This window comes from Microvirga makkahensis (genome assembly GCF_009830105.1).
Classification (GTDB): domain Bacteria; phylum Pseudomonadota; class Alphaproteobacteria; order Rhizobiales; family Beijerinckiaceae; genus Microvirga; species Microvirga makkahensis.
Genome location: NZ_WURB01000042.1, coordinates 16,420 through 28,524, shown reverse-complemented (window position 1 = coordinate 28,524; position 12,105 = coordinate 16,420). Strand labels below are relative to the sequence as shown.

The window sequence follows — 12,105 nt, the reverse complement described above, 5'->3', positions numbered from 1 at the left end:
TCCGCGGCGAGCTGACGATCCTGGACGGCCGCTCGGGCGGCGGGGCGTCGGAGTACGGCGACGAGGAGCCGGGCCAGATCAGCCGCGGCGGCGAGTTCGGCCGCTCATCCCCCATGGAGCGCAGGCCGGCCCCAGCCTCGGGCGGGGGCGGAGCGCCTCGCTACAACGACCTCGACGACGACATTCCGTTCTAGTCGATAGGCCGTGACATCACTCCGAGAGGGGACTAAAGAGACCCAAAGGCGGCCCGGAGCCGCCTTTTCCTTTGACCGACGAAGGCGCCATGACCATCCTATCTCTCGATACCCTCTTCACCTGGATCCGCACCGAAAGCCCCACCCATGACATGGCCGGCGTGAACCTGATGATGGATCTCGTCGTCGAGCAGATGAAGGACGCGCCGGTTGCCATCGAGCGCGTTAAGGGCGGGCAGGGCCTCGGCGATGCGCTGATCCTGCGTGCCGGCCCCCGGACGGACGAACCGGCCGTCCTGGTCATGTCGCATCTCGATACGGTGCATCCGGTCGGCACCATCCAGAACGATCTGCCGCTGCGGATCGAGGGGGACCGGCTCTATGGCCCCGGCGTCTACGACATGAAGGCCGGCGCCTGGTTTTGTCTGGAGGCTTTCAAGGACGTCGCCCGCAAGGGTACAGCCGCCCGTCCGCTGATCTATCTTGTCACCCCGGACGAGGAGATCGGCTCGCCTATGACGCGGCCGCTCATCGAGGATTTCGCCCGCCGCTCGGCCTATGCCCTCGTGACGGAGCCGGGGCGCGACGGCGGCAAGGTCGTCACCTCCCGCAAGGGTGTCGGACGCTTCGACGTGCATGTGGAGGGCCGTCCCGCCCATGCGGGGTCGCGTCACGCCGACGGCCGCAACGCCATCTACGAGGCCGCACGCCAGATCCTCGCCGTCGAGGCCATGACCGATTACGCCCGCGGCGTCACCACGACGGTCGGCCTGGTATCCGGCGGCACGGCGGTGAACACGATCCCGCAGCATTGCAGCTTCCCCGTGGATCTGCGCGTCGAGACGGCGGCGGACGGCGAGGCGCTGACGCGGGCAATCCTCGGGCTCAAGCCCCATGAACCCGGCTTCGAGGTCACGGCCACCGGCGGCATGAACCGTCCGCCCTACGAATGCACCGTAGAAACGGCGAAGCTGTTCGAGCACGCGAAGTCGCTCGCGGCCGAGATCGGCTTCGATCTCGTCGCCGCGCCGCGTGTCGGCGGCGGCTCGGACGGCAATTTCACGGCGGCTCTGGGCGTGCCGACCCTCGACGGCCTCGGCATCGACGGCGACGGGGCCCACACCCTGCACGAATACGGCGTGATTTCCTCCATCGCCCCGCGCCAGGAACTGATGAAGCGCCTGCTGGAGACGCTGCGCTGATTGCGATCAGCGATCTGCGTGACAGGCCCGGCTTCGCGGATGCGGTCGCGGATCGGGGCTGGCGTGCGTTCTGGCAGGGGGGCGGCTATCTTCTCGAAGCGCTGGCCGGTCTCGTGCGGCAGAGTTTCGGAGCACGTCCCATTCCCACGACCTTCGTGGCTTGCGACATCGGGCGGTTCGTCGGTACGGTCTCTGTGATCGCCTGCGACGAGGAGCCGAGGCCTCACTACAAGCCGTGGATCGCGACCTTGTGGGTCGAGCCGGAAGACCGGCGGCGGGGCGTCGGGGCAGCCCTGGTCGCACGCGCGGCGGAGTTCGCCTTCGACGTCGGCGCCGCCCGGATCCACCTTCTCTCCCGTGAGAGGCGCCGGACCCATTACGAAAGCCTGGGGTGGGCCGTGCTCGAAGCGGATGCGCCGGAGCCGGGGCTTCATGGCCTGATCAGGGATGCGAAAGAGGGAACGTCTCGATGAGTGCGACATCCGAGAGGAGCTACCGGCCCAATGTGGGCATCGCTCTCTTCAACGCCCGCGGGCAGGTGCTGATCGCCCGTCGTCTCGGGGATTCCGGGCCCGAAACGATCGCGCCGGGGCACGAATGGCAAATGCCCCAGGGCGGCATCGATGCGGGCGAGGATCCCCTGGCGGCGGCCTGGCGGGAACTGCAGGAGGAGACGAACGTCACCCGTGCCGTCTATCTGGGGGAGACGGAGGGCTGGCTCGCCTACGACTTCCCGCCCTATGACGGCCCGCCTCACCATCTCTCGCCGTTCCGGGGGCAGCGGCAGAAATGGTTCGCCCTGCGCTTCACCGGCGAGGAGAGCGAGATCGACGTGACCCTCACGCACGGCAGCACCGTTCCGGAATTCGCCGAGTGGCGCTGGCAGGAGCTGGCCGATGTGCCGGCCCTCGTCGTGCCCTTCAAGCGAGCCGTCTACGCGGGCGTGGCGGAAGCCTTCGCGCGGTTCGCGGTGTCGCCGGAGCCTGTCGCCCGGAGCGCCTAGGGCGCACCTCAGCCGCCGCTCTTCTCGTCCGGCATGGCGAGTTCGGGATGCTTCCTGATCAGGGCATCCCGGTCATCCGCCAGTTTGTCCCAGGTGCGCGCCATCTCCAGAAGCTGATCCCGCTGCGGTCCTTCCGGAACCTGCTTGGCGAGGATGCGGCATTCTTCGGCGTGTTTGCGGTATTCGGACGCTTTCTTCATGGGTTCTTCTCGTTCAAGGGTCCAGATTTACAACGTCTGCGGGCGCAGCAGAGCGACGATGCCGTCAATGATGAACTGTACGGCGAGGCCCGCGAGGATCACGCCGAGCAGGCGGGTCAGCACCACGTTCCCGGTCACGCCGAGCCAGCGGGAGACACGCTCGGCAGCGGAAAAGACGATGAGACAACTCAGAATACCCAAGGCGATCAAGAGTATCAGCGAGGAGAGATAGACGAGGTTCCCGTCGGCCCGACCGGCCAGGAGGATGACCGCCGTGATGGCTCCGGGACCCGCCATGAGCGGGATGGCGAGAGGAAAGGCCGCGATATTGCGGATATGGTCTTCCGTGATGGCGATGTCGGCGGTGTGCTGCTTGCGCTCGTTGCGGCGCTCGAACACCATTTCGAAGGCGATCCAGAACAGCAGCAGCCCGCCCGAGATGCGGAACGCCGGAATGCCCACGCCCAGAAGGCGCAGGAGAACTTCACCCCCGAGGCCGAAGAAGGCCAGGATGCAGAAGGCGATCAGGCTAGCCCGGGTCGAGACGCGACGGCGCTCCTCGGCGGTCATGCCCCGGGTCAGCGACATGAAGATCGGAGCCAGGGCGACCGGATCGAGGGTGACGAGCAGGGTCACGAGGGCGGCGGAGATATAGTCGAGGAGCATCGGCTGGACCTTGAGGACAGCTTTGCTTTATGGGGTCCCCGAGCGGTTTTGGCGAGAGGGGCGCGCAACGATGTTCACGGTTTTGGATCGGATCAGCTGGCCCGGGCATCACGACAAGGTCAACGAGGACATCTGCGGGGTGTGCCGGGACTGGGCCTGGGTGATCGATACCTCGATCTTTCCCGGCACCAGTCCCGTCATGCACCCGAGGAGCGACGCGGCCTGGCTCGCCGCCTTCGCGGATGAGCGCCTCTCGAGCCTCGCCCCTCATGCCGAGGACGGCGCCGCCCTGATCCGGTACGTGATGGAGGAGGCTCGCACGGCCTACAGGGCCGTCGCGCCGCGGGAGCGGCACGAGGACTTCGTCTCCTGGCCGCTCGGCGCCATGACCCTGGTGCGCCGCCTGGGTGACGCCTTGGATGTGTGGACCTTCGGCGACACCACGGCCTTCGTGCGCCGCCCTGACGGGACCGTGCAGACCCTCGGCGAGGCTCCCGGCCTCAGGACTTTCGAGTCCGCCAAGGCAGCCGAACTGATGCAGGCGGCAGGCTCGCGGCCCGACGACATCCTGGACACGCCCGTTTTTCTCGATTGGCTCGGGGAGCGCCGTGAGCGGCAGCGCAGGAGCGGCGTTCCGGCAGCCCTCCTAAGCCTCAACCCTGATGCCGCCGGCCGTCTGCGCCACGAGCGTACGCCATGCGAGGACGGCACTGTCGTCCTGCTCGCCAGCGACGGTTTCTCGGCCCTGGTCGACCTCTACCAGGCGTTCGATGCCAAGGGTCTGATAGAGCACGCCATCGCCTCGGGCCTGGAGCCTCTGGCAACCAAGGCGCGGGAGATCGAGACGGGGCTGGATCCGGATGGCAGGCTTTATCCCCGGTTCAAGCTGAGCGACGACACGACGGCGGTCCTGCTGAAGGCCTAAGCGGACCGGCTCGCCCGCCTCCTCTCCCTCGTTCCCGCCATTCCGGGCGTTCCGCCACCCGGGGCTCCTCTCGCGTCATTCCTGGCCTCTCCCCTGGGGCGACCCTACTCGTTCATTCCTCGGGGGCGGGGTGTGTCCTCTTGCCTCTGGAAAACCCCTCTCAAAACTTGAAAAATGCGCGGAAAGCCGCCATCTAAGGATTTGAATTTCAATTGGATTCGCGAGGCTGCCTCACGGCTTGACGAAGCGGCATCTCGAGCCGCCTCTCGCGAAGGGGCAGACCGTTTTAAGAAAGACTAACCTTGACCGATCCGAACGATATCCGCTCCGGCGGCCCCGCGGGGGACCAGCCGGCCAGCGACATCAAGCCGATTTCCATCGTCGACGAGATGAAGCGGTCGTACCTCGATTACGCCATGAGCGTGATCGTGAGCCGCGCGCTTCCCGACGCGCGCGACGGCCTCAAGCCGGTGCACAGGCGCATCCTCTACTCGATGCACGAGAACGGGTACACGCCGGACAAGAAATATGTGAAGTCCGCCCGCATCGTCGGTGACGTGATGGGTCAATACCATCCGCACGGCGACGGCGCGATCTACGACGCCTTGGTGCGCATGGCGCAGGACTTCTCGTTGCGTCTCATGCTCGTGGACGGGCAGGGCAATTTCGGCTCCGTCGACGGCGATCCGCCGGCGGCAATGCGCTACACCGAGTCCCGCCTCGCCAAGGCGGCGATGCCGCTGCTCGACGACATCGACAAGGACACGGTCGATTTCACCCCCAACTACGACGAGTCCAAGGACGAGCCGACGGTTCTGCCGGCCCGCTATCCGAACCTGCTCGTCAACGGTGCCGGCGGCATCGCGGTCGGTATGGCCACCAACATGCCTCCCCACAATCTTGGGGAAGTCATCGACGGCTGCCTGGCCTTCATCGACAATCCCGACGTCTCCGCCGAGGAACTGATCGAGATCATTCCCGGTCCGGACTTTCCGACCGGTGCGCTGATTCTCGGGCGCTCGGGTGCGCGCTCGGCCTACACTACAGGCCGCGGCTCCATCATCATGCGGGCCAAGTCCGAGATCGAGGAGGTCCGCAAGGACCGCGAGGCGATCATCTTCACCGAGATCCCGTATCAGGTGAACAAGGCCTCGTTGATCGAGAAGATCGCCGAGCTCGTACGCGAGAAGAAGATCGAGGGCATCGCGGATCTGCGCGACGAGTCCGATCGAGACGGCATGCGCATCGTGGTCGAGATCAAGCGCGACGCCATGGCGGACGTGGTGCTCAACCAGCTCTATCGCTACACGCCCCTGCAGACGAGCTTCGGCGCCAACATGGTGGCGCTCAATGGCGGCCGTCCCGAGCAGATGACGCTCAAGGACCTGATCCGCGCCTTCGTCGACTTCCGCGAGGAGGTCGTGTCGCGCCGCACCAAGTTCCTTCTCAACAAGGCCCGCGAGCGCGCCCACGTGCTGTGCGGTCTCGCTATCGCGGTGGCGAATATCGACGAGGTCATCCGCCTCATCCGCACCGCGCCGGATCCGAACGCTGCGCGCGAGGCCCTCATGGGCCGTGACTGGCCCGCTCACGATATCGCGCCCCTCATCGCCCTCGTCGACGATCCGCGCCACAAGATCAACGAGGACGGCACCTATCGTCTCTCCGAGACCCAGGCTCGCGCGATCCTCGACCTGCGCCTGCAGCGCCTGACTGCCCTCGGCCGCGACGAGATCGGCGACGAGCTGTCCAAGCTCGCGGCCGAGATCTCGGATTATCTCGAGATCCTGCGCTCGCGCGCCCGCATCATGGGTATCATCAAGGACGAGCTGACCGAGATCCGGAATGCTTATGCCACGCCGCGCAGGACGCAGATCGTGGACTGGGATTCCGATCTTGACGACGAGGACCTGATCGCGCGCGAGGACATGGTCGTCACCGTCTCCCATGCCGGATACATCAAGCGCGTGCCGCTCTCGACCTACCGGGCGCAGCGCCGAGGCGGAAAGGGCCGTTCCGCCATGACGACCAGGGACGAGGATTTCGTCACCCGCCTGTTCGTCGCGAGCACGCATACGCCGGTGATCTTCTTCTCCTCCGAAGGCCAGGCCTACAAGGAGAAGGTGTGGCGCCTGCCGCTCGCCGCTCCGAACGCCAAGGGCAAGGCGCTGGTGAACATGCTGCCGCTCAAGCAGGGCGAGCGCATTAACGCCATCATGCCGCTGCCGGAAGACGAGGCGTCCTGGGACAAGCTGGACGTGATGTTCGCCACCTCGCGCGGCACGGTCCGCCGCAACAAGCTGTCGGACTTCGTGCAGGTCAATCGCGGCGGCAAGATCGCCATGAAGCTGGACGAGGGCGAGTACATCGTCGACGTGCAGATCTGCTCGGAGCACGACGACGTGCTGCTCACCACGGCCAAGGGCCAGTGCATCCGCTTCCCCGTAACGGATGTGCGCGTGTTCAAGGGCCGCGACTCCATGGGCGTGCGCGGCATCAACCTGGGTGAAGGCGACAAGATCATCTCCATGGCGATCCTGCGTCACGTGGAGGCGACCGGCGAGGAGCGCACCGCCTACCTCAAGATGCGCCGAGCCGTCATGGGCGAGCAGGTCAATGGCGATGCCGACGTGAATGGCGCGGACGATGCGGAGGAGACCGAGAACGGCAACCTCTCCCTCTCTCAGGAGCGCTATGCCCAGATGAGCGCGCAGGAGCAGTGCATCCTGACGATCTCCGAGAAGGGCTACGGCAAGCGCACGCTTTCCTATGAGTACCGCATCACCGGACGCGGCGGCAAAGGTATCACGGCCATGGCGGTCAACAACCGCAACGGCCTGCTCGTCGCCTCCTTCCCGGTGGAGAACGCCGATCAGATCATGCTCGTCACCGACGGCGGCCAGCTGATCAGGGTGCCGGTGGACGGCATCCGCGTCGTCGGCCGCAACTCGCAGGGCGTCACGATCTTCTCCACGCGCGACAAGGAGAAGGTGGTCTCGGTGGAGCACATCGAGGGCGAGGACGTGGAAGGCGACGAGGGTGCCGACGAGGCAGAAGCCGAAGGCGGCGAGGCCGCCGGGGAGTAGGCTTCGTCGAGTTCAGATCATCAAGGGGGGCGGGCATCGTCCCCCTTTTTCTTTGAGGGCAGATTACAGGAAGCTCGCGAAGGCGGCCGGGCTCAGGACGGCGACAGCGGTGGCAACCACGATGATGAGGCGGAGGATCATGGGGGCTCCTGAAACTTAACCATAGGTTAAGTGGAGTATTCCGCGTCCTTGTCCAGCCTGCCGTGTGCCAACGCACGGCTTGCCCAGCGGCCCCAATCCGGCTACGCCTTCACCTCATGACGTGCACAGCCCTCTATACCGGCAGCTTCGACCCTGTCACCAACGGCCATCTGGACGTTCTGCGACAGGCTTGCAGCGTGGCGGACCGGATCGTCGTGGCCATCGGCGTTCATTCCTCCAAGGCGCCCATCTTCACCACCGAGGAGAGGGCCGAGATGCTCCGGGCCGTCTGCGGGCCCGTGCTCCAGGCGAGGGGCGTGGAGCTGGATGTCGCCACTTTCGACGATCTCGCGGTGGAGGCCGCAAAGCGCCACGGGGCGAGCCTCATCGTTCGAGGGCTGCGGGATGGTACCGATTTCGACTATGAGATCCAGATGGCCTCCATGAACGCCGCCATGGCGCCGGACGTTCAGACGGTCTTCTTTCCGGCCTCGCCTCCGGTCCGCCCGATTACCGCCACGCTTGTCCGGCAGATCGCAGCTATGAGGGGCGACGTCTCGGCCTTCGTGCCGGGGCTTGTCGCGGAGCGCCTCAGGGCCAAATTCACGCGGCCATAACGATTTTTCGTTCCTCGAAGGAGAACCCAACCCATGAAGCGTTTGCTCGCCGCCGGTGCGCTCGTTCTGGCCGGCCTCGTCCCGGCCGCGGCCCAGCAGGCCAATGATCCGCAGAATACCGTCTTTCTCGACACGAAGGATGGCCGCATCACCATCCGCCTGCGCCCGGACCTTGCTCCCAGGCATGTCGAGCAAATCAAGACGCTCACGAAGCAGGGCTTCTATAACGGCGTTCCGTTCCACCGGGTGATCGAGGGCTTCATGGCCCAGACGGGCGATCCAACGGGCACCGGCACGGGCAAGTCGAACCTGCCGGACATTCCAGCCGAATTCACCAAGACACAGTACAAGCGCGGCTCCGTCGGCATGGCCCGCTCGCAGAATCCGAACTCCGCCAATTCTCAGTTCTTCATCTGCTACGAGGGCTGTGGCCCGCTGACCGGCCAGTACACGCTCTTCGGTGAGGTGGTGTCCGGCATGGACGTGGCCGACAAGATCAAGAAGGGGAACGCCGCCGCCAACGGCATGGTCACGAACCCCGACAAGATCGTGAAGATGCAGCTTGCTGCCGACGCGGAATAATGGGGCGAGCGCGGCCATTCGGAGCGCGAACGGCGATCGCCGCGCTCCTCCTCTGGGCGGCTTCCGCTGACGTGGTGGCCGCGCAGGAGGGTGGCCAGTTTTTCGGGCAGCGCGACTGGTACGAACCTTATGAGCCTCCGCCTAGCCTGCCCGAGGGTATCCAGGGCGTCGTGAGGCCGGACGCGAACACCGCTCGCCCCCAGCGCATCAACACGATACGTGATGTGTTCCAGGCCCTTCAGGCCTGCTGGCTCCCCCCAAGCGGGAGCGGCTATTCCGGGCAGGAGATCACGCTGCGCCTCAGCTTCAAGCGCAACGGTGAGGTCCTGGGGAAGCCGCGGATCACCTATTACAAGCCAGGAGCCGAAGGGGACCAGCGGAAGCCGTTCACGCGCTCCGTCCGCGAGGCTTTCGAGCGCTGTACGCCTTTTCCTTTCACGGAAAGCTTTGGAGCGGCCATCGCCGGGCGCATCTTTGCCTTCCGTTTTGTCGATGCCCGACCTATGTGAACGGGCAGAACTGGAATCTATTGACCGAACAAGCCACCTCAGGAGATACCGATGGCAGATCCGGAAAACACCCTCATCATGGAAACCACGAAAGGCCGCGTGGTGATCGAAATGCGCCCGGATCTCGCTCCCGGCCACGTGGAACGCATCAAGACTCTGGCTCGCCAGGGCTTCTATGACGGGATCGCCTTCCACCGCGTGATCGAGGGCTTCATGGCCCAGACCGGCTGTCCCCATGGCACCGGCACCGGCGGTTCCGACCTGCCGGATCTCAAGGCCGAGTTTAATGCCGAGCCCCATGTGCGCGGCACCTGCTCCATGGCGCGCACCAACCAGCCGCACTCCGCCAATTCCCAGTTCTTCATCTGCTTCGACGATGCCCGCTTCCTCGACAAGCAGTATACCGTCTGGGGCAAGGTGACGGAAGGCATGGAGAACGTGGACAAGATCAAGCGCGGCGAGCCCGTGCGCGATCCGGACCGCATCGTCTCCATGAAGGTTGCGGCCGACGCGGCCTGACCCTTAATCCTCTGCGCCGTTATGCCCGGGCTCGTCCCGGGCATCCACGTCTCCGGCCCGGAAAGGCGTGGATGGCCGGATCAGCTCCGGCATGACGTTCCGAGACATATCCATGCGCGTCGACCTCTTCGACTTCGAATTGCCCGAGCAGCACATTGCGCTTCGTCCCGTGGAGCCGCGGGATTCCGCGCGCATGCTGGTGGTCAGGCCCGAGAGCGGTTTCGAGGACCGGATCGTCCGCGATCTGCCGGATCTCCTGCAGGCCGGGGACGTGTTGGTGCTCAACGACACCAAGGTCATTCCCTCGCGGCTCTACGGCCTGCGCGTGCGCGAGGAAACCTCCGCGCGGGTCGAGATCATGCTGCACAAGCGGGAGGGGGCTGATCGCTGGCGCGCCTTCGCGCGTCCGGCCAAGAAACTGAACGTGGGCGATCGTATTCGCTTCGGAGAGGAATCCGAGAGCACGTCGTGCGAGCTCGTGCGCCTCGATGCGGAGGTCGTCGAAAAAGCCGAGGGCGGCGATGTGGCTCTTCGCTTCTCGTTCTCCGGCCCCTTTCTCGACGAGGCGATTGCCCGGCTCGGTGAATTGCCTCTGCCGCCCTACATCGCGGGAAAGCGTGCGGCGGACGATCAGGACAAGACCGATTACCAGACTGTCTATGCCAGGGACGAGGGTGCCGTCGCAGCCCCGACCGCAGGCCTACATTTCACCGATGAACTGTTCCGCCGTCTCGATGAGCGCGGCATCTCCCGCCAGTTCGTGACCCTGCACGTGGGCGCGGGCACCTTCCTGCCGGTGAAGGCGGAGGACACGCAGGAGCACCGGATGCATGCGGAATGGGGCACCCTCAGCGCATCAACCGCGCAGGCGCTCAACGAGGCCCGGGCGCGGGGAGGGCGGATCGTGGCGGTCGGGACCACGTCGCTGCGCCTGCTCGAGAGCGCTGCCCGCGAGGACGGAACCATTGCGCCCTTCTCCGGCGATACGGCGATCTTCATCACGCCGGGCTACCGCTTTAAGGCCGTGGATGCGCTGATGACCAATTTCCACCTGCCGCGCTCGACTCTGTTCATGCTGGTGTCTGCCTTCGCCGGGCTGGAGTGCATGCGTGCGGCCTACTCCCACGCCATTGAAACCGGCTATCGCTTTTATTCCTACGGCGATTCGAGTTTGCTCTTCCGGCGCTGACGCTCCATTTCTGCTCTTCGTGCCCGCACGGGCTTGAGCCGATCCGATGAGGACCGAATGACCACCGAGACCTTCACCTTCACCGTCAACAAGACGGACGGCGCGGCCCGCACCGGCGAGATCCGGATGCCCCGGGGCGTCATCCGCACGCCCGCCTTCATGCCGGTAGGCACGGCGGCCACGGTGAAGGCCATGTATCCCGATCAGGTGAAGGCCCTCGGGGCGGACGTGGTGTTGGGCAATACCTATCACCTCATGCTTCGCCCCGGCGCCGAGCGAGTGGCTCGCCTCGGCGGGCTGCATCAGTTCATGAACTGGCCCTATCCGATCCTCACTGATTCCGGCGGCTTCCAGGTCATGTCGCTGTCGGCGCTGCGGAAGGTCGACGAGACCGGCGTGACCTTTCAGTCTCACATCGACGGTTCGCGGTACTTCATGTCGCCGGAGCGATCCATCGAGATCCAGGGCCTTCTCGGCTCCGACATCCAGATGCAGCTCGACGAATGCGTGCGCCTGCCATGCTCGGAGGAGGAGGCGGAGCGTGCCATGCGACTGTCCCTCCGCTGGGCCGAGCGCTGCCGCATCGCCTTCGGCGAGCAGCCGGGCAAGGCCATGTTCGGCATCGTTCAGGGCGGTGCGGTGGAGCGGCTGCGCATCGAGAGCGCGCGGGAACTCGCCGCCATGGACCTGAAAGGTTACGCCATCGGCGGCTTGGCCGTGGGCGAGCCGCAGGAGGTGATGCTCCGCATGATCGAAACCGTCGAACCGCACATGCCCCGTGAAAAGCCGCGCTACCTCATGGGCGTGGGCACGCCGGACGACATCGTGGAGGCGGTGCGCCGTGGCGTCGACATGTTCGACTGCGTCATGCCCACCCGGGCCGGACGCCACGGACAGGTCTTCACCAAGCACGGCCGCATGAACCTCCGCAATGCGCGGTTTGCCGAGGATACGCGTCCGCTCGACGAACACTCGAAATGCACAGCCTCGAATACGTATAGCCGAGCCTATCTCCATCATCTCGTCCGCTCCAATGAGATTCTGGGCATGATGCTGCTGACTTGGAACAACCTGGCCTATTACCAGGAGCTGATGGCCGGCCTGCGCAAGGCTATCGCGGAAGGCCGCCTTGAAGACCATATCGGCGAGATCAAGGAGGGCTGGGTCCGGGGCGAGCGGGACAGCAAGGCCGAAATTGGCCAGCACGCCGACAACATCGCCATGCCGGCGGAGGGTTGACTGAGGCGGCGTTGTTCAGGTCGTGGATAACTG

13 protein-coding genes and 1 pseudogene are annotated in these 12,105 nt (G+C 65.4%); 12 read left to right on the top strand and 2 right to left on the bottom strand.

Features of this window, described 5'->3' with window-relative positions:
* From GR328_RS25160 to GR328_RS25145, 4 genes and pseudogenes are all read left to right on the top strand, one after another.
* Positions 1 to 194 (top strand): annotated as a pseudogene (locus tag GR328_RS25160) (single-stranded DNA-binding protein); the annotation flags it as partial.
* A gap of 89 nt (positions 195 to 283) precedes the next feature.
* Positions 284 to 1,396, top strand: coding sequence for a M20 family metallopeptidase (locus tag GR328_RS25155; protein ID WP_160888402.1), 1,113 nt, complete (start codon positions 284 to 286; stop codon positions 1,394 to 1,396).
* A 113-nt stretch (positions 1,397 to 1,509) separates the two neighbouring features.
* Positions 1,510 to 1,869 carry a GNAT family N-acetyltransferase gene (locus GR328_RS25150; RefSeq protein WP_160888401.1) on the top strand — a complete coding sequence of 120 codons (360 nt, stop codon included), beginning with the start codon at positions 1,510 to 1,512 and terminating at the stop codon, positions 1,867 to 1,869.
* Positions 1,866 to 2,399: an RNA pyrophosphohydrolase gene (locus tag GR328_RS25145; RefSeq protein WP_160888400.1), complete on the top strand. Its 534-nt coding sequence runs from the start codon at positions 1,866 to 1,868 to the stop codon at positions 2,397 to 2,399. The genes GR328_RS25150 and GR328_RS25145 overlap by 4 nt, the downstream gene beginning before the upstream one ends.
* An 8-nt stretch (positions 2,400 to 2,407) precedes the next feature.
* On the opposite strand, the gene GR328_RS25140 is transcribed toward GR328_RS25145, so the two are convergent.
* Together GR328_RS25140 and GR328_RS25135 are read right to left on the bottom strand one after the other, a co-directional pair.
* Positions 2,408 to 2,599, bottom strand: a complete 192-nt coding sequence (locus tag GR328_RS25140) for a hypothetical protein (RefSeq protein WP_160888399.1) — start codon at positions 2,597 to 2,599, stop codon at positions 2,408 to 2,410.
* Between the two features lie 27 nt (positions 2,600 to 2,626).
* Positions 2,627 to 3,265, bottom strand: coding sequence for a MarC family protein (locus GR328_RS25135; RefSeq protein ID WP_160888398.1), 639 nt, complete (start codon positions 3,263 to 3,265; stop codon positions 2,627 to 2,629).
* Positions 3,266 to 3,335: 70 nt separating this feature from the next.
* Here GR328_RS25135 and GR328_RS25130 point away from each other — a divergent pair, with 70 nt between their 5' ends.
* The 8 genes from GR328_RS25130 (at position 3,336) to tgt (ending at position 12,072) form a co-directional block, all read left to right on the top strand.
* Positions 3,336 to 4,190 (top strand): PP2C family serine/threonine-protein phosphatase, encoded by an 855-nt coding sequence (locus GR328_RS25130; RefSeq protein ID WP_160888397.1) that lies wholly within the window; start codon positions 3,336 to 3,338, stop codon positions 4,188 to 4,190.
* 389 nt (positions 4,191 to 4,579) lie between these two features.
* Positions 4,580 to 7,276: a DNA gyrase subunit A gene (gyrA, locus tag GR328_RS25125; protein ID WP_246216087.1), complete on the top strand. Its 2,697-nt coding sequence runs from the start codon at positions 4,580 to 4,582 to the stop codon at positions 7,274 to 7,276.
* A gap of 257 nt (positions 7,277 to 7,533) precedes the next feature.
* Complete coding sequence (gene coaD, locus GR328_RS25120) at positions 7,534 to 8,034, top strand: pantetheine-phosphate adenylyltransferase (protein ID WP_160888396.1); 501 nt, start codon at positions 7,534 to 7,536, stop codon at positions 8,032 to 8,034.
* A gap of 33 nt (positions 8,035 to 8,067) precedes the next feature.
* Entirely contained in the window at positions 8,068 to 8,616 is a 549-nt protein-coding gene (locus GR328_RS25115) for a peptidylprolyl isomerase (protein ID WP_160888395.1), read from the top strand.
* On the top strand, positions 8,616 to 9,125 hold the full coding sequence (locus tag GR328_RS25110) for a hypothetical protein (protein ID WP_160888394.1): 510 nt from the start codon (positions 8,616 to 8,618) through the stop codon (positions 9,123 to 9,125). The genes GR328_RS25115 and GR328_RS25110 overlap by 1 nt, the downstream gene beginning before the upstream one ends.
* Before the next feature lie 51 nt (positions 9,126 to 9,176).
* The gene (locus GR328_RS25105) at positions 9,177 to 9,644 is read left to right on the top strand and encodes a peptidylprolyl isomerase (protein WP_160888393.1); all 468 of its coding nucleotides are present in this window, start codon (positions 9,177 to 9,179) and stop codon (positions 9,642 to 9,644) included.
* A gap of 112 nt (positions 9,645 to 9,756) precedes the next feature.
* On the top strand, positions 9,757 to 10,833 hold the full coding sequence (gene queA / locus GR328_RS25100) for a tRNA preQ1(34) S-adenosylmethionine ribosyltransferase-isomerase QueA (RefSeq protein ID WP_160888392.1): 1,077 nt from the start codon (positions 9,757 to 9,759) through the stop codon (positions 10,831 to 10,833).
* Between the two features lie 57 nt (positions 10,834 to 10,890).
* Complete coding sequence (gene tgt, locus GR328_RS25095; protein ID WP_160888391.1) at positions 10,891 to 12,072, top strand: tRNA guanosine(34) transglycosylase Tgt; 1,182 nt, start codon at positions 10,891 to 10,893, stop codon at positions 12,070 to 12,072.
* Positions 12,073 to 12,105: the final 33 nt, after the last annotated feature.